The 17,062-nt window shown below is 72.2% G+C and carries 15 protein-coding genes; 7 read left to right on the top strand and 8 right to left on the bottom strand.

The window, feature by feature from the left end:
- Positions 1 to 61 precede the first annotated feature (61 nt).
- Complete coding sequence (locus ACFC1R_RS10105) at positions 62 to 1,909, bottom strand: glycoside hydrolase family 15 protein (protein WP_375935652.1); 1,848 nt, start codon at positions 1,907 to 1,909, stop codon at positions 62 to 64.
- A 364-nt stretch (positions 1,910 to 2,273) separates the two neighbouring features.
- Between ACFC1R_RS10105 and ACFC1R_RS10100 the strand changes: the two genes are divergently transcribed.
- Positions 2,274 to 3,185 (top strand): oxygenase MpaB family protein, encoded by a 912-nt coding sequence (locus tag ACFC1R_RS10100; RefSeq protein WP_375935649.1) that lies wholly within the window; start codon positions 2,274 to 2,276, stop codon positions 3,183 to 3,185.
- Positions 3,186 to 3,595: 410 nt separating this feature from the next.
- On the opposite strand, the gene ACFC1R_RS10095 is transcribed toward ACFC1R_RS10100, so the two are convergent.
- Positions 3,596 to 4,243, bottom strand: a complete 648-nt coding sequence (locus ACFC1R_RS10095) for a TetR family transcriptional regulator (RefSeq protein ID WP_375935647.1) — start codon at positions 4,241 to 4,243, stop codon at positions 3,596 to 3,598.
- A gap of 203 nt (positions 4,244 to 4,446) precedes the next feature.
- Here ACFC1R_RS10095 and ACFC1R_RS10090 point away from each other — a divergent pair, with 203 nt between their 5' ends.
- The 3 genes from ACFC1R_RS10090 (at position 4,447) to ACFC1R_RS10080 (ending at position 7,362) form a co-directional block, all read left to right on the top strand.
- Positions 4,447 to 6,048, top strand: coding sequence for an AMP-binding protein (locus ACFC1R_RS10090; protein WP_375935644.1), 1,602 nt, complete (start codon positions 4,447 to 4,449; stop codon positions 6,046 to 6,048).
- Between the two features lie 100 nt (positions 6,049 to 6,148).
- On the top strand, positions 6,149 to 6,223 hold the full coding sequence (locus tag ACFC1R_RS10085) for a putative leader peptide (protein ID WP_375935726.1): 75 nt from the start codon (positions 6,149 to 6,151) through the stop codon (positions 6,221 to 6,223).
- A 119-nt stretch (positions 6,224 to 6,342) separates the two neighbouring features.
- Positions 6,343 to 7,362, top strand: a complete 1,020-nt coding sequence (locus tag ACFC1R_RS10080; RefSeq protein ID WP_375935642.1) for an isopenicillin N synthase family dioxygenase — start codon at positions 6,343 to 6,345, stop codon at positions 7,360 to 7,362.
- 113 nt (positions 7,363 to 7,475) lie between these two features.
- Here the strand turns inward: ACFC1R_RS10080 and ACFC1R_RS10075 are convergent, their stop codons facing one another.
- On the bottom strand, positions 7,476 to 8,129 hold the full coding sequence (locus ACFC1R_RS10075) for a hypothetical protein (RefSeq protein ID WP_375935640.1): 654 nt from the start codon (positions 8,127 to 8,129) through the stop codon (positions 7,476 to 7,478).
- 208 nt (positions 8,130 to 8,337) lie between these two features.
- On the opposite strand from ACFC1R_RS10075, the gene ACFC1R_RS10070 reads away from it, so the two are divergent.
- Both ACFC1R_RS10070 and ACFC1R_RS10065 read left to right on the top strand, forming a co-directional pair.
- A complete protein-coding gene (locus ACFC1R_RS10070) occupies positions 8,338 to 8,739 on the top strand; it encodes a BlaI/MecI/CopY family transcriptional regulator (RefSeq protein WP_375935637.1) in 402 nt (133 codons plus the stop codon).
- 3 nt (positions 8,740 to 8,742) lie between these two features.
- On the top strand, positions 8,743 to 9,675 hold the full coding sequence (locus ACFC1R_RS10065) for a M56 family metallopeptidase (RefSeq protein ID WP_375935634.1): 933 nt from the start codon (positions 8,743 to 8,745) through the stop codon (positions 9,673 to 9,675).
- Positions 9,676 to 9,714: 39 nt separating this feature from the next.
- On the opposite strand, the gene ACFC1R_RS10060 is transcribed toward ACFC1R_RS10065, so the two are convergent.
- On the bottom strand, positions 9,715 to 9,984 hold the full coding sequence (locus ACFC1R_RS10060) for a hypothetical protein (RefSeq protein ID WP_375935631.1): 270 nt from the start codon (positions 9,982 to 9,984) through the stop codon (positions 9,715 to 9,717).
- 334 nt (positions 9,985 to 10,318) lie between these two features.
- Here ACFC1R_RS10060 and ACFC1R_RS10055 point away from each other — a divergent pair, with 334 nt between their 5' ends.
- A complete protein-coding gene (locus ACFC1R_RS10055) occupies positions 10,319 to 11,044 on the top strand; it encodes a MerR family transcriptional regulator (RefSeq protein ID WP_375935628.1) in 726 nt (241 codons plus the stop codon).
- Positions 11,045 to 11,178: 134 nt separating this feature from the next.
- Here the strand turns inward: ACFC1R_RS10055 and ACFC1R_RS10050 are convergent, their stop codons facing one another.
- From ACFC1R_RS10050 to ACFC1R_RS10035, 4 genes are all read right to left on the bottom strand, one after another.
- Complete coding sequence (locus ACFC1R_RS10050; protein ID WP_375935625.1) at positions 11,179 to 13,344, bottom strand: 3-hydroxyacyl-CoA dehydrogenase NAD-binding domain-containing protein; 2,166 nt, start codon at positions 13,342 to 13,344, stop codon at positions 11,179 to 11,181.
- Positions 13,345 to 13,422: 78 nt separating this feature from the next.
- Positions 13,423 to 14,637, bottom strand: a complete 1,215-nt coding sequence (locus ACFC1R_RS10045; RefSeq protein WP_375935622.1) for an acetyl-CoA C-acetyltransferase — start codon at positions 14,635 to 14,637, stop codon at positions 13,423 to 13,425.
- A 16-nt stretch (positions 14,638 to 14,653) separates the two neighbouring features.
- A complete protein-coding gene (locus ACFC1R_RS10040; RefSeq protein WP_375935619.1) occupies positions 14,654 to 15,796 on the bottom strand; it encodes an acyl-CoA dehydrogenase family protein in 1,143 nt (380 codons plus the stop codon).
- Positions 15,797 to 15,828: 32 nt separating this feature from the next.
- Positions 15,829 to 17,031: a CaiB/BaiF CoA transferase family protein gene (locus tag ACFC1R_RS10035; RefSeq protein WP_375935616.1), complete on the bottom strand. Its 1,203-nt coding sequence runs from the start codon at positions 17,029 to 17,031 to the stop codon at positions 15,829 to 15,831.
- Positions 17,032 to 17,062 lie beyond the last annotated feature (31 nt).

Here is a 17,062-nt window from a genome sequence, read left to right as displayed (position 1 = left end):
GAGGACGGCCGGTCGGCGGCGCCCGGTTCAGCCGAGCTCCTGGTTCGGCCGAGTACCCGGTTCAGCCGAGCGCGCGGTCCAGGTTGAACGCGGCGCTGATCAGCGAAAGGTGGGTGAACGCCTGCGGGAAGTTGCCCAGCTGCTCGCCGGTCGGACCGATCTCCTCGGCGTAGAGGCCGAGGTGGTTGGCATAGGTGAGCATCTTCTCGAAGGCCAGCCGGGCCTCCTCCAGCCGCCCGGCGCGGGCCAGTGCCTCGACGTACCAGAACGAGCAGATCGAGAAGGTGCCCTCGGTCCCCCGCAGGCCGTCCGGGCTGGCCTCCGGGTCGTAGCGGTAGACCAGCGAGTCGGACACCAGGTCCGTGGTGAGCACGTCGAGGGTCGAGAGCCACTTGGGGTCGGTGGGCGAGATGAACTTGGCCATCGGCATCATCAGCAGGGAGGCGTCGAGCACGTCGCTGCCCAGCCCCTGGACGAACGCTCCCCGCTCGGCCGACCAGCCCTGCCGCATGATCTGCCGGTAGATCGCGTCCCGGCTCTGCCGCCAGCGGGGCAGGTCGGCCGGCAGTCCGCGCCGGTTCGCCGTCCGGATGGCCCGCTCTATCGCCACCCAGCACATCAGCCGCGAGTACAGGAAGTTCTTCCGGCCGCCCCGGGTCTCCCAGACACCCTCGTCGGGCTGGTCCCAGTTGTCGCAGAGCCAGTCCACCACCAAGCCGACCTCGTCCCAGCGGTCGCTGCTGATGGGCTGCCCCCACTTGTCGTACAGGTAGACGGAGTCGATCAGCGCCCCGTAGATGTCCAGCTGGAGTTGGCCGGTGGCGGCGTTCCCCACCCGCACCGGAGCGGATCCGAGGTAGCCCTCCAGGTGGGACAGCTCGTACTCGGGCAGGTCGCAGCGCCCGTCGATGCCGTACATGATCTGGAGCGGGCCCGTGGCACCGACGCCCTGCCCGGGACCCCGGAGGATGCACCGCTCGTCCAGGAAGCCCATGAACGCCTCGGCCTCCGAGGTGAAGCCCAGCCGGAGCATGGCGTAGATGCAGAAGGCGGCGTCGCGGACCCACACGTAGCGGTAGTCCCAGTTGCGCTCGCCGCCGATCTGTTCGGGCAGGCTGGTCGTCGGCGCTGCCACGATCGCGCCGGTCGGCGCGTAGGTGAGCAGCTTGAGCGCCAGTGCGGAGCGGTGCACCGTCTCCCGCCACCGTCCGTGGTAGCGCGAGCCCGCCAGCCAGCGGCGCCAGAACCTGACGGTCGCCCCGAACTGGTCCTCCGCCTCGGCCCGGGGACAGGCCCGGGGCCTGACCTCGTCGCCGATCCGGTCGAGGGCGAACACCACGGACTCGCCCTCGAGGAGCTTGAAGTGCGCCCAGACGTCCCGGCCGTCGCTCTCGAGCGTCGCGGTGGCCGTCAGCGACAGCGACAGCGACCGGGACTGGAAGATCGCCTCGTGGTCCCGCAGCTGCACCGAGTGCGGTTCGGCCCCGTAGCCGAAGCGCGGAGCCACCCTCGCCCGGAACGGCAGCGTTCCCCGGACGCAGACCACGCGCCGGATCAGCCGGTGCCGGCCCGCCTCGCGCGACTCGTCGACGACCGGCATGAAGTCCTGGATCTCCGCCACCCCGTCGGCCGCGAAGAACCGTGTGATCAGCACGTTGGTGTCGGGGAAGTAGAACTGCCGGGTGCGGGTCGGCACGTCGGCGGCCAGTTCGAACGATCCGCCCCGGTCGGCGTCGAGGATGGACGCGAACACGCTGGGCGCGTCGAAGCGCGGGCAGCAGTACCAGTCGATGGTGCCGTTGGTGCCCACGAGCGCGGCGGTGCGGAGATCACCGATCAGACCGTGCTCGGAGATCGGCAGGTAGCGGGAGCCGTCCACTCCTCCGAGAACAGCATTCTCGAACGCCATACCGGCCTCCCTACCACTGCGGTCCGGGCACCGAGAAACCTCGCATTTCATGGTAGTCCGACCTGAACCGGCACCCCGGCCCGAACCAGCGGCCCGGCCCGAACCAGCGGCCCGGCCTGAAACCGGCGGTCCGAGCCGAGCGCGGGCACCGGACGGCGACGCCCGGGACGACCGGAGCCGCCCGAACGGACAGCCGCCCGAACGGACGGCCGCCCGGGCCGGGCCCCGGCCCTCACCGATCACCCTCCACCCGTTCACCGGAGATCCGACCGGCCCCCTCGCCTCGACGTCCCGTCAAGCCGTAGAGTCTGGGCAACCGTTCAGCACCACCCGGTCGCGGCAGCGCGGCCGACGAAGGATCCCGATGAAGCGTCACGTCTGGTTGGACCGGATACACCAGCTCGACCCCGAGACGGACTTCGCCGAGATCTACCGGATCAGCAGCCAGTACGAGTTCCCCTGGGACACCAACCAGTCACTCGGCTTCGCCCTCTACCGCACCTACGCCGTGCCGAGCATCGGCCGACTGCTGGCCCGGACGGGCGAGTTCACCGAGCGCACGCAGAAGCGGTACGACGACACGGTGCTGATCCTGGACGCGGTGCTGGAGCACGGCTTCGAGTCCGCTCAGGGCCGCGAGGCGATCCGCCGGATGAACCAGATGCACCGGCGCTACGACATCTCCGACGAGGACTACGTCTACGTCCTCTCGACCTTCGTCGTCGTCCCCAAGCGCTGGCTGGACGACTACGGCTGGCGGCCGTACTCGCCGCACGAGGTGCGGGCCGCCGTCAACTACTACCGCCGGCTCGGCCGGTACATGGGACTGCGGGACGTCCCGGAGACGTACGAGGAGTTCGAGCGGCTGCTGGACGACTACGAGCGGGCCAACTTCGGCTTCGACCAGGGTGGCCGGGACGTCTCCGACGCCACCCTCGACCTGACCGCGAGCTGGTACCCGAAGGCGCTCGGCGGCGCGATGCGGGCCTCGTCGATCTGCCTGCTGGACGACCCGCTGCGCGAGGCCTTCGGCTATCCGCGGCCATCCGCCGTGCTGCAGAAAGCCGTTCGGGCCGGGATGCGGATGCGCGGGCGGGTGGTCCGGCTGCTGCCGCCGCGCCGCAGGCCGGCCCCGGCCCGCGAGAGCAGCCAGGTCAGGGGCTACCCGAACGGTTACCGGGTCAGTGAGCTCGGCACCTTCGAGCAGAGCGGCAAGGAGAACTCCGGGCAGAGCGGGAAGAGCGGCGGCTGCCCCTTCACGGGCTCGGCCTCCTGACGGGCCCGGCCTCCACGCCCCTGGTCTCCACGCGCCCGGCCCCCACGGGACGCGCTCGATCGCCACGGGCCGGCCGGCGCGGACCTTCACGGGTGCGGACCTTCACGGGTGCGGAGCGCACCGCGTCCGGACATGACAGTCCCCGGTAGTCCCGTTCTCGAACCGTAGGCCTTCAGTCGTCGCTGTCGGTTCCGGTATCGGGCGGACGTGCCGGGGGCTTAGCCAGAGCCTGGATCATTGTCACGACAGCCGGTGGACGTCTCCATCAGCCACTGTGGCTCTGTCCGGTTTTCCGGTGTATTGACCAGTTTCCTCCGTATTCACCGCAGGTCAAGAGCCCGGCGCGAACAATCGCGAACAAATCGGTGCCTTCACCGACGGCCCCACCCGCGGCACCCGGGCCGCCACCCTCAGTGACGCCGCAGTAGCGGCACCAGGAAGCGGCGGGCGAAGTCCCGCGCCCGGTCGGCGTCGTCCAGCTCGATGCAGCTGGCCGGCGTGAGCAGGAAGGAGACCACCACCCGCACCATCAGCTCGGCCACCGCCGCAGCCTCCGAACCCCCTGCACCGCCCGCACCACCTGCACCGCCGTTCCCGGCACCGCCCACCCCCTCCCGCCGGAGGCGCTCGGCGACATGGTCGCGGACGGCGACCAGCACCGGACCGCCGTCCACCGTCAGGAAGGGCAGCACCACGTCGGGCTCCAGCCGCAGCAGTCCGCCCATCAACGGGTGGCTCCTGATGTGCCGCAGGGTCACGGCGAAACCTTCGGCGACCCGCTCCTCGATCGACGGCAGCTCCGCCACGGCCGCGTCCAGCACCGCGAGGAAGCGGCGCGACTCGCGCAGCAGGCAGAACGCGACCAGGCCCTCCTTGCTCCCGAAGCGCCGGTAGACCGTCACCCGGGAGACCTTGGCCCGCCTGGCCACGTCGTCCACGGTCGAGCGGCGCAGCCCGCTGCGGGTGAACTGCTGCAGGGCCGCGTCCAGGATCCGCCCCGCCACCGGGTCGAGCCGCCCGGCGTCGAGCCGCTCGATGTCAATCCGCCCGACCTGCATCCGTCTCCCTCAACCGCCCCGTAGCCGGAGGTGAGCACCCTGTCTACCAGTTCCACGGCCCTGCGACCCCGTACCGCCCATACGGGCAGGCGAGGTGTCTTGACGAACCGGCGCCGTTGACCAAGCCTGGTCGGGCACACCGCAGTTCCCGGCAGCACTCCGCACCACGCCCGTGCCCAACCGCAAGAGCCGGAGGTCCAACGGTGACCGAGCACGCGTCCTACTCCCGTGGCAGCACGGGCAGTCCACTGCTGACCTGCACCATCGGGGAGCGTCTCGACCAGGTGGTGTCCGCCTTCCCGGACCGGGAGGCGCTGGTGGACGTCCCGAGCGGGCGGCGCTGGACGTACCGCGAACTGGCCGAGGACGTCGACCGGTTGGCGCGGGGGCTGCGGGCGCGCGGGGTGACCGAGGGCGACCGGGTGGGCATCTGGGCACTGAACTGCCCGGAGTGGGTGCTGGTGCAGTACGCCACCGCCCGCCTCGGCGCGATCCTGGTGAACATCAACCCGGCTTACCGCAGCCACGAGTTGGCGTACGTGCTGAACCAGTCCGGAGTCGCCCTGCTGGTCGCCCAGCCCGCCTACCGCAGCAGCGACTACCGGGCGATGGTCGGCGAGGTGCTGGCCGACGGCCGGTGTCCCGCACTGCGGGAGACCCTGTGGATCGGCACCCCGGAGTGGAAGCAACTGGCCGGACCCGAGGGGGACTTCCCCGCGCTGCGGTGCGACGACCCGATCAACATCCAGTACACCTCCGGCACCACCGGCTTCCCCAAGGGGGCCACCCTCTCCCACCGGAACATCCTCAACAACGCCCACTCGGTGGGCGAGTTGCTCGGGTACACCGAGCAGGACCGGATCTGCGTGCCGGTGCCGTTCTACCACTGCTTCGGCATGGTGATCGGCAACCTCGCGGCGCTCAGCCACGCCTCCTGCGTGGTGATCCCCTCGCAGGGCTTCGACCCGGCGGCCGCGCTGCGCGCCGTCGCCACCGAACGGGCCACCTCGCTGTACGGGGTGCCGACCATGTTCATCGCCGAACTCGGCCTGCCCGACTTCGCCTCGTACGACCTCTCCTCGCTGCGCACCGGCCTGATGGGCGGCTCGCCCTGCCCGGCGGAGGTGATGAAACGGGTCCAGTCGGACATGCACATGGCCGAGGTGGCCATCGTGTACGGGATGACGGAGACCTCGCCGGTCTCCACCATGACCAGGCGCGAGGACGACCTGGCGCACCGCACCGAGACGGTCGGCCGGGCGATGCCGCAGGTCGAGGTCAAGGTGGCCGACCCGGCAACCGGCCGGACGGTGCCGCGCGGCACACCCGGCGAGCTGTGCACCCGGGGGTACTCGGTGATGCTCGGGTACTGGAACGAGCCCGAGCGGACGGCCGAGGCGGTCGACGCCGAGGGCTGGATGCACACCGGCGACCTGGCCGTGCTGCGCGAGGACGACTACCTGTCCGTGGTCGGGCGGATCAAGGACGTGATCATCCGCGGCGGGGAGAACGTGTACCCGCGCGAGATCGAGGAGTTCCTGCACAGCCACCCGGCGATCGCGGACGTCCAGGTGGTCGGGGTGCCCGACCCCAGGTACGGCGAGGAGGTCTTCGCCTTCGTGGTCCTGCGCGACCCGGCCGGCACGCTCGGCGTCGAGGACGTGGCCGCGTACTGCGACGGGCGGCTCGCGCACTTCAAGACGCCCCGCCACGTGCGGGTGGTGGAGGCGTTCCCGATGACGGTGAGCGGCAAGGTCCGCAAGACCGAACTGCGCGAGCTGGCGGCCCGGGACCTCGGGCGGTGAGCGCGCCGGACGCGGCTCGATGCCGCGGCAGTGGCACATGCCACAGGAGTTTGCCGAAACGTGTTCGACCACCGCCCATAAGGTCATCTAGGATGGTCGCATGCTTATCCTTATGCGTCGTCGCCACGTGGACCTGTGCCGCGTCACGAGCACGGCCTGTCGACGCTCCAGCTGATCTCGCCCTTCCCACCCTCCCCCGGCACCGCTGCACCCGCCCCCACCCACCAGGCGACAGCGACGGCATTCCGGCAACCACCGGACCAGCCGGGGCACCGACCTCAGCGGATGTCATCCATGACCAAGCAGCCGTTCCCCGCCACCCTCCCCGTGATCGACCTGTCGCTCGCCGACGGCAGCCCCGAGGACCGCGCCCGCCTGCGCAGCGCGCTGCGCGCGGCCGCCACGGAGGTGGGCTTCTTCCAGCTCACCGGCCACGGCATAACCGCGGCCGAGACCACCGCCCTGACCAGCGCCATGCGGGCCTTCTTCGCACTCCCGGAAGCCGACCGGCTCTCCGTGAGCAACCTCAACTCGCCGCACTTCCGCGGTTACACCCGCACCGGCGACGAGCGCACCGGCGGCAGCCAGGACTGGCGCGACCAGCTGGACATCGGCGCCGAGCTGCCCCCGCACGTCCCCACCCCCGACGAGCCGGCCTACTGGTGGCTGGAGGGGCCCAACCAGTGGCCGGCGGCGCTGCCCGAGCTGCGCACCGCCGCCCTGGGGTGGATCGACCGGCTGAGCGGCGTCGCCGAGCAGCTGCTGCACGAGCTCCTCGCCGCGATCGGCGCCGAGCCGGACTTCTACGACCACGCCTTCGCCGGCCATCCGCACCTGCGGCTCAAGCTGGTCCGCTACCCGGGCACCGCTCCGGACGGCGCCGGGCAGGGCGTCGGCTCGCACAAGGACTACGGGTTCATCACGCTGCTGCTCCAGGACCAGGTCGGCGGTCTCCAGGTGGAGCGCCCCGACGGGTCCTACCTGGAGGTGCCGCCGATGCCCGGCGCCTTCGTGGTCAACCTCGGCGAGCTGCTCGAAGTCGCCACCAACGGCTACCTGAAGGCCACCAGCCACCGCGTGGTCAGCCCGGCCGGGGCCCGCGAGCGGTTCTCCGTCCCGTTCTTCTACAACCCGCGCCTGGACGCCCACATCGAGCCGCTCGACTTCCCCGGCGCCCGGCACGCACCCGGTGCCACCCAGGATCCCGCCAACCCGCTCTACGCCGACTTTGGCTTCAACGAGCTCAAGGGCTACCTGCGAGCCCACCCCGAGGTGACCCGCCGCCACCACACCGACCTGCTGCCCGCCGCCTGACGGCACCTCCGGCAGTACTCCGCCGCCGGTGGGCGGCCGCAGCTCCGGCAGCGGTTGCCCACCGGCGGCGGCTGCCCTCCAGCCGCGGGCCGAAGCCCTGGCGGCCCGGGCGGTCAGGCCGGAAGGTCCCCGTTGCGGGCGGGGTCCAGCCGGCCGAGGAGGAAGGGGAGCATGCCGCGTTCGAGCAGCGCGGTCCGCCAGGCCTCACGGGCCAGCAGCAGGCCGTCCGGGGCAGGCTCCGCGGTGCCGGCCTGCGCCAGGGCGGCCGAGCGCTGACGGGCGGCGGTGATCAGCAGCCCGACCACGCCGGCGAACGCGCTGGCGGCCGCGACGATCGCGGCGGACCAGGCGACCTCGACCACCGAGTCGGCCGGCCGGTGGTCGGTTCCCTCGAAGAGCCTGAGCAGGCAGCCGACCAGGTAGCAGAGCACCGCGGCGGTGCCCGCCAGGATCGGGGTGAACACCGCGAGCGCGCTCATCAGGCCACCGCCGTCGCGCCGCGCACCCGGCTCGTCCTGCGGCTGCCCGCCGAGCGTTCCGGCCAGGTCGGCGGCGGCGCGGAGGCGGGCGTACTCGCCGTACTCGTCCGCCGCGGCCGACGCGATCTCGGCCGAGGCCGACCTGGCCAGCGCCCGCAGACCGGCGTTGTCGAGGCCCCGGGCGTTGTGCGCGAGTGCCGCGCGGACGTCGTCGGCGGCCAGCGCCTGGGCGAGCGCACGCTCGAAGTCGGCTCGGTCCTGCTGCCGAAGCCGAGGAGGTACGTCCACAGGTGTCCTCCGATGCGTTGGACGCCGGCCCGGGCCCGGACGGCTGCCCTGGGCACGGCTGTAGCATTGCGGCGCGCACTGAATCTACAGCAGTGTAGAGGAAGCGGGACCGCCGCCGAAGGGCGAGTGGGCGGCCGCACACCGCCCGCTCACTAGGATGAGGGCGCGCGCCGCGCACACGGACGGGCCCGCCGGGGAGGGAGACACCATGGACCGGAGCAGAGGCGACGCCGGCAGGCGACCCCGCAAGCGCGGCCAGGGCGAACTGGAGAGCCAGGTCCTGGAAGTGCTCAGCAGCGCCCCCGAGCCGGTCACCGCGGGCTGGGTGCAGCAACGCCTCGGCGGCGGACTGGCCTACACCACGGTCATGACCATCCTCTCCCGGCTGCTCGCCAAGCAGGCGGTCTCGCGCAGCCGGTCGGGCCGCGTCTACCTCTGGCTGGCCGCCTCGGACGCGGCGGGCCTCGCCGCTCTCCGGATGCGCCGGATGCTCGACACCGAGTCCGACCGGGACGCGGTACTGGCCAGCTTCGTCAGCGCCCTGCTCCCCGAGGACGAGCGGCGGCTGCGGGCCCTGCTGGACGGCTCGACCGAGGAACGGGAGCACTGAGCCATGGGCGTCTTCGTCTTCCTCCCCCTGATCCTGCCGCTGACGGCACTGCCGATCGCCCGCCTCGCCGAACACCACCTCCACCCGCGCACCGCGGTCCGGCTGCTGACCTGGATCAGCGTGAGCATGGCCGTCTGCAGCTCGCTCTGCCTCGGACTGCTGTTCGTGGTCGGCACGGCCCAGATCCCCGGCAACCCCCTCCCGGACAACTGGTCCGACCCCGAGGTCCGCGCGGCCGTCCCCTTCCACGAGGAGGTCGGTACGGCGGCGGTGATCGTCCTGGTCACGGTCCTGACCACGTGCTCGGTCACGCTGCGGCGGCACCTGCGGATCAGGGCCCGCGCCCAGCAGGCGCTGGAGTTCGTCCCGCGCGACTCCGACCTGGCCGTGCTGCCCGACAGCGACCCGTACGCCTATGCCGTGCCCGGTGCACCCGGGCGGATCGTCGTCTCCACCGGCATGATCGACAGCCTCGCCGACGACGAGCGCCGGGCCCTGGTCGCGCACGAGCGCTCCCACCTGGCCAACCGCCACCACCGCTATCTGCTGGCGACCCAGCTGGCCAGCTGCGTCAACCCGTTCCTGCGGCCGCTGCAGAAGGCCGTCGCCTACAGCACCGAGCGCTGGGCCGACGAGGAGGCGGCGCACACGGTCGGCAGCCGCCGGGTCACGGCCCGCGCGGTCGCCAAGGCCGCCCTGGTGTCGCAGCACGTACCCGCGCCGGGATTCGCCGCCTTCGCCGCCCCCGGGCCCGTCCCGCGCCGGGTGGCCGCGCTGCTCAGCCCCGAGGCGCCGCCCGAGACCTGGCCGCCGGCCCACAGCCCGGTCGGCCTGGCCGCGATGGTGGCCGCCGCCGGTACGGCGGCCTCGGCGCTCTCCGCACTCAACGCGGCCGTCGCCCTGCTGCTGGTGCTCAAGGCCGCCACTCCGCTGTGACCCGGTGGGCCGCCCGCCAGGACGGCCCGCCCGCTCCCGTCAGATCCCCGTGAGCGGCAGCAGGACCAGCCGCTCCGGGTCGAACGGCATCCAGGACGGCACCCCGCCCCTCCCGATCGTCCGCACCCGGCACCACGGTTCGCCGCCGGCCGGATGCCACCACGCGTTGATCCGGCCCACCGCCCAGGTCCCGTCCTCGCGATGGACCTCGACCGGCTGGTAGACCCGCCGCACCTCCGCCTCGGGCGGCTGCCAGGACGCGTCCTGGGGGCTTCGAACTGCGCCGGAGCGCTCCTGTGATCCGTGCACCGTCCCGCTCCCTGGTCCATGGGCGACTGTCACCAGAACTCTACAGACATGTAGAAGTCTGCGGACCGGTTCGATCGTGCGGGATCGGTGTACGTCAGCTCTCACCCCTCACCCCTCACCCCTCGGCTCCCGGCTCCCGGCTCCCGGCCGCCGCGGGGTCTCGGCCGATGGCCGCGCCAAAGTCCGCGGCGCCGACGGCCGGTGCGACGGGATCCCCTCGTCGAACGAACCGGACATGGCCCCCGGCACGGGGGCGGTGTCACACTGGTGCTGTTACAGCAGCACTGCCGTATCGGTCATCGGGTTCTCCCGAGTCAGCGTGAGGTTACGTTCCATGACAGCAATGTCGGCCGGGCCACTGCGACTCACCGTCGACGAGCTGGCCGCCAGGGCCGGGGTGACGGTGCGGACACTGCGGTTCTACAGCACCAAGGGCCTGCTGCCGCCGCCGGAGCTGGGGCCGCGCCGGGTCGGGCTGTACGGCGCGGAGCACCTCGGACGGCTGGAGCTGATCGAGGAGCTGCAGCGGCAGGGCCTGACGCTCGCGGCGATCGAGCGGTACCTGGCGCAGCTGCCCGCGGACATCGACTCCCTGGACCTGGCCATCCACCGGGCGCTGGTGGCGTCCTGGACCCCGGAGGCCGCCGAGGAGGCCACCCGCGACCAGCTGGGACGGCGGGCCGGGCGGCCGCTCTCGGACGCCGACCTGGACCGGCTGGCCGCGATGGGCGCGCTGCACCGCACCGACGACCCCGAGGTCTTCAAGATCGACCCGGGTCTGCTGCCGCTCGGGGTGCGGGTGCTGGACGTACCGATCCCGCTGGAGACGCTGGTCGCGGCCCGCGCGGTGGTCCGGCTGCACAGCCGGGCGACCGCCCACGACCTGCACCGGCTGTTCCGCGAGACGGTCTGGAAGCCGTACCGGGAGAGCGATCCGCCGCCGGCCGAACTGGAGCGGATGAAGGAACTCACCGACCGGATCCAGCCGATGGTGGTGCAGGCCCTGGTGACGGCCTTCCAGCGCTCCCTCGCCGAGGAACTGGCCGCGCAGCGGCAGTAGGGCCCGCAGCGGCACCGGGGGCGGGGCCGTGCGGCCGGCCCCACCGGAGGGCACGCGGCTTCGCGCGGCCCCGCTCCCCCGGACCGTGCGGGCCGGGGGAGCGGGAGACCTCTGCGCGGGCCCGGGCCGGCCGGTCAGTCCTCGAACCGGCCGCCCTCCGCCGCCAGGCGTTCCAGCAGCGCGGGCGGGTCGAAGCGCTCGCCGTACGCCGCCGCCAGCTCGCGGGCACGGGCGGTGAACCCGGGCAGTCCGCCCTGGTAGCCGTTGATGTACTGGAGCACACCGCCGGTCCACGCCGGGAAGCCGATGCCGAGGACGGAGCCGACGTTGGCGTCCGCGACCGAGGTCAGCACGCCCTCCTCCAGACAGCGCACGGAGTCGAGCGCCTCCGCGAAGAGCATCCGCTCCTTCATGTCCTCGAACGGGATCTCCACCCCGGGCTTGGTGAAGTGCTCGCGCAGCCCCGGCCACAGCCTGGTGCGGCGCCCGTCCCGGTACTCGTAGAAGCCGGCGCCGCCGCTGCGCCCCGGGCGGTCGAACTCGTCGAGCATCCGGTCCATCACCAGGTCGGCGGGGTGCGCGGTCCAGCTGCCGCCCGCCTCCTCGATCGCCCGGCGGGCCTCGTTGCGGATCTTGCGCGGCAGGGTGAGCGTCAGCTCGTCCAGCAGCGAGAGCACCTTGGCGGGGTACCCGGCCTGGGCGGCGGCCTGTTCGACGGAGACCGGGTCGGCGCCCTCGCCGACCATCGCCACGCCTTCGTTGATGAACTGGCCGATGACCCGCGAGGTGAAGAAGCCGCGCGAGTCGTTGACCACGATCGGGGTCTTGCCGATCCGGCGGACCAGGTCGAAGGCCCGGGCGAGCGCCTCGTCACCGCTCTGCGGGCCGCGGATGATCTCCACCAGCGGCATCTTGTCGACCGGCGAGAAGAAGTGCAGACCGACGAAGTCGGCGCTGCGGCCCACCCCTTCGGCGAGCAGGCCGATCGGGAGGGTGGAGGTGTTGGAGCAGAGCAGCGCGTCCGGCGCGACGATGTCCTCGATCTCCTGGAAGACCTTGTGCTTGAGCTCCGGGTTCTCGAAGACGGCCTCGATCACCGCCTCGCAGCCGGCCAGGTCGGCGGCCTCGGCGGTCGGCGTGATCCGGGCCAGGAACTCCGCCCGCTCGGCCTCGGTCGTCCGCCCGCGTGCCACCGCCTTGTCCAGCAGCCCGGCGGAGTAGGCCTTCCCGCGCTCGGCCGCCTCCATCGTGACGTCCTTGAGCAGCACCTGCATCCCGGCCTTGGCACAGGAGTACGCGATGCCCGCACCCATCATCCCGGCGCCGAGCACGGCGACCTTGCGCACCTCGCGCACCGGGAAGCCCTTCGGCCGGCCCGCACCGGAGTTGACGGCCTGCATGTCGAAGAAGAACGCCTGGATCATGTTCTTGGCGGTCTGGCCGCAGGCCAGCTCGGTGAAGTACCTGGACTCGATCACCAGCGCGGTGTCCAGGTCCACCTGGGCGCCCTCGACGGCGACCGCCAGGATGTTGCGCGGGGCCGGGTAGGGCGCACCGGCCAGCTGCTTGCGCAGATTGGCTGGGAAGGCGGGCAGGTTGGCCGCGAGAGCGGGGGTGGACGGAGTGCCGCCGGGGATCCGGTACCCCTTGACGTCCCAGCGCTGCACCGACTCCGGGTTGGCGTCGATGAAGGCGCGCGCCTTGGCGGTCATCTCCTCCGCGGTGCCGGCGATCTCGTCCACCAGGCCGATCTCCAGGGCCTGCGCGGGCCGGTACTGGCGCCCCTGGAGCAGCACCTTGAGCAGTGCGTCGGCGATGCCGAGCATCCGTACCGTGCGGACCACGCCGCCGGCACCGGGCAGCAGGCCGAGGGTGACCTCGGGCAGTCCGATCCTGCTGCCGGGGGTGTCCAGCGCGATGCGGTGGTGACAGCTGAGCGCGATCTCCAGGCCGCCGCCGAGGGCGGCGCCGTTGACGGCGGCCACCACCGGCTTGCCCAGCGTCTCCAGCGCCCGCATGGCCCGCTTGAGGCGCAGCGTGTTCGCCAGGAACTCGCCCGCCTGCTCGGGCTGGACCGCACGGAGCAGGTTCAGGTCGCCCCCGGCGAAGAAGGTCTTCTTGGCGGAGGTGATGATGACGCCGCGCAGGCCCTCGGTGGCCTTCAGGCGCTCGACCACGGCGATGAACGCCTCGGTGAAGGCGGCGTTCATCGTGTTGACGGACTGGGACGGGTCGTCGAGGACGAGGGTGACCACGCCCTCGTCGTCCTGCTCCCAGCGGATGGCGGTTGCTTCAGTCATGTCGGAAGTCCTGTTCGAGGCTGCGCGCGAAGCGCGTCCCGGGAAGGGGGGCGGCGGGCGGCGGGAGGGCCGGGGAGTTCAGATGCGCTCGATGACGGTGGCGATGCCCATGCCGCCGCCGACGCACAGCGTGGCCAGGCCGTAGCGCAGGTCGCGGCGCTCCAGCTCGTCGATCAGGGTGCCGATCAGCATCGCGCCGGTCGCGCCGAGCGGGTGGCCGAGGGCGATCGCACCGCCGTTGACGTTCACCTTCTCGTGGCTGAAGCCGAGTTCGCGCATGAAGCGCAGGGCGACGGCCGCGAACGCCTCGTTGATCTCGACCAGGTCGATGTCCTCGGCGGTGAGTCCGGCCTTGGCGAGGGCCTTGCGGGTGGCCGGGGCCGGTCCGGTGAGCATGATGGTCGGTTCGGAGCCGGAGACGGCGGCCGAGACGATCCGGGCGCGCGGGCGCAGCCCGTACCGCTCGCCGACCTCGCGCGAGCCGATGGCGACCAGGGCGGCGCCGTCCACGATCCCCGAGGAGTTGCCCGCGGTGTGGACGTGGTCGATCGACTCGACCCAGTGGTACTTCTGCAGGGCGACGGCGTCGAAGCCGCCCGCCTCGCCGATGGTCGCGAAGGAGGGCTTGAGGCCGGCCAGCGTCTCCACGGTGGTGCCGGGGCGGAAGTGCTCGTCGCGGTCCAGCACCACGAGCCCGTTGCGGTCCTTGACCGGCACCACCGAGCGGTCGAACTTCCCGTCGGCCCAGGCCTTGGCGGCGCGCGCCTGGGACTCGGCGGCGAAGGCGTCCACGTCGGTGCGGGAGAAGCCCTCGATGGTGGCGATCAGGTCGGCGCCGATGCCCTGCGGGGCGAAGCCGACCTGGAAGCTGGTCATCGGGTCCATCGCCCAGGCGCCGCCGTCCGAGCCCATCGGGACCCGGGACATCGACTCGACGCCACCGGCCAGGACCAGGTCCTCCCAGCCCGAACGGACCTTGGCCGCGGCGAGGTTGACGGCCTCCAGGCCGGAGGCGCAGAAGCGGTTCTCCTGGACGCCCGCCACCGTGTCCGGCAGCCCGGCGGCGACGGCGGCGATCCGGGCGATGTCGGAGCCCTGGTCGCCGAGCGGGCTGACCACGCCGAGCACGATGTCGTCGATCGCGGCGGGGTCCAGGTCGGGGAAGCGGGCGCGGATCTCGTGGATCAGGCCGACCACCAGGTCGATCGGCTTGGTGCCGTGCAGCGAGCCGGTGGCTTTGCCCCGGCCGCGCGGGGTGCGGATCGCGTCGTAGACGTACGCTTCGGTGGTCACGGTGATGCCTTTCGGGTTAGCCGAGGAGGGAGCGGCCGATGATCTCTTTCATGATCTCGGTGGTGCCGCCGTAGATGGTCTGGATCCGGCCGTCGGTGAACGCCCTGGCCACCGGATAGTCCGCCATGTAGCCGTATCCGCCGTGGAGTTGGAGGCAGCGGTCGGCGGTGCGCTTGTGCAGCTCGGTGGCCCACCACTTGGCCATCGAGGCGTCCACCGGGGTCAGCGCGCACCGGTTGTGCTCAGTGATGCAGCGGTCGACGAACGTCCGGGTGACCGCGCACTCGGTCGCCAGCTCGGCGATCTCGAACCGGACGTGCTGGAGCTTGGCGAGCGGACGGCCGAAGGCGGTCCGCTCCTTGACGTACGCGCTGGTGAGCTCGGTCAGGTGCTCGGCCCCGGCGATCGCGGAGACCGCGATCGCCAGCCGCTCCTGGGCGAGGTTGCGCATCAGGTAGCCGAAGCCCTGGTTCTCCTCGCCCAGCAGGTTCTCCTTGGGCACGACCACGTCGTCGAAGAACAGCTCAGCGGTGTCCTGGGCCTTCTGGCCGATCTTGTCGAGGTTGCGGCCGCGCTCGAAGCCCGCCATCCCGCGCTCGACCACCAGCAGGCTCAGGCCGTGCGCGCCGCCCTCGGGGGTGGTCCTGGCCACGACCACCACCAGGTCGGCGAGGATGCCGTTGGAGATGAAGGTCTTGGCGCCGTTCAGCAGGTAGTGGTCGCCCTGGTCGACGGCGTTCGTCCGGATGCCCTGGAGGTCGGACCCGGCGCCCGGCTCGGTCATCGCGATGGCGGTGATGAGTTCGCCGCTGCAGAAGCCCGGCAGCCAGCGCTGCTTCTGCTCGTCGGTGGCGAGCGAGGTCAGGTACGGGCCGATGATGTCGTTGTGCAGCCCGATGGCCAGCCCGCTGATCCCGGCGCGGACGAACTCCTCGGCCAGCACGGCCGGGTGGCGGAAGTCGGCGGTGCCCCCGCCGCCGTACTCCTGCGGCACGGCGAGCCCGAGCAGCCCCTGCTTGCCCGCCGCCAGCCAGGCCGAGCGGTCCACGATGCCCGCCTGCTCCCAGCGTTCGTAGTGCGGAAGCACCTCCCGGGCCAGGAACGCCCGGACGCTCTCCCGGAACGCCTCGTGCTCCTCGGTGTAGATCTCGCGCTGCACTGCGCTCTCCTAGGGCTCGACGGTCTTGTGTCTCACGGGTTTCGGTGGCCCTCATGGGCGTCGGGGGACCGGTCGGCCCGGGGCAGCAGTCCGGGGACGTCCCAGTCGCGGGCCACCTCACCGGTGTGCGCGCCGGGCCTGGCGGGTGGGCGGCGCAGTTCGCCCGGGGTGGCCGAGAAGCGCGGTGCGGGCGCCGGCTGGGTGATGCCCCCGTGCGTGGTGTAGGTACCGCGCGCCGCGAGGTGTCCGTGCCCGGCCGCTGCACGCATGGTCAGCACCGGCGAGGTGCAGGCGTCGGTGCCCTCGAAGACGGCGGTCCACTCGGCCTGGGTGCGGGTCGCGAAGCGGGCCGCGATCCGCGCGCGCAGCTCGGGCCAGCGGGCGAGGTCGAACTGGCCGGGGGCGTCCGGTTCCAGCTCCAGCAGCCTGGTGAACTCGGCGTAGAACTGGGGCTCCAGTGCGCCGACCGCCATGTACTCGCCGTCGGCGGTGCGGTAGACCGAGTAGCAGGGGGCGCCGCCGTCGAGCAGGTTGACGCCGCGCCGGTCCTGCCACTGGCCGGCGGCGAGCAGGCCCCAGAGGATCGAGGTGAGGTGGGCGGCGCCGTCGACGATGGCGGCGTCCACGACCTGTCCGGTGCCGGTGGCGCGGGCGTGGTGCAGTGCGGCCAGCAGGCCGACGACCAGGTACAGCGAGCCGCCCGCGTAGTCGCCGAGCAGGTTGACCGGGATGGCCGGGGCCTCGCCGGGCGCACCGATCAGTCCGAGGACTCCGGCGGTGGCGGCGTAGCCGATGTCGTGGCCGGCCCGCGCGGCGAGCGGCCCGTCCTGGCCCCAGCCGGTGATCCGGCCGTAGACCAGCGCGGGGTTGCGGTCCAGGCACTCCCGGGGTCCGACGCCGAGCCGTTCGGCCACTCCGGGACGGTAGCCCTCGATCAACAGGTCGGCCTGCTCGACCAGTTCGAGCACCAGGCCGGGCCCCTCGGGCGACTTGAGGTCGACCACCACGGAGCGCTTGTTGCGGTTGGTGACGTCGAAGTCCGGGTCCTGGCCGAGCGCGACCGGCCCGGGGCGGTCCACCCGGACCACGTCCGCACCGAGGTCTGCGAGCAGCATCGCGGCGAACGGTCCCGGGCCGATGCCCGCGAGCTCCACCACCCGCACCCCTGCGAGCGGGCCACTGCTGCGCTCCGGCACCTGCTGCTCTCCCGACGTGTTTGACAGTATGGCTGTCACAGTCGTGATGATAGGGATCCGACCCACCGGT

The sequence above is a fragment of the Kitasatospora sp. NPDC056138 genome, assembly GCF_042264695.1.
In the GTDB taxonomy this organism is placed as follows: domain Bacteria; phylum Actinomycetota; class Actinomycetes; order Streptomycetales; family Streptomycetaceae; genus Kitasatospora.
The sequence above is the reverse complement of the archived record's forward strand: the minus strand, read 5'-3'. Positions and strand labels throughout refer to the sequence as shown.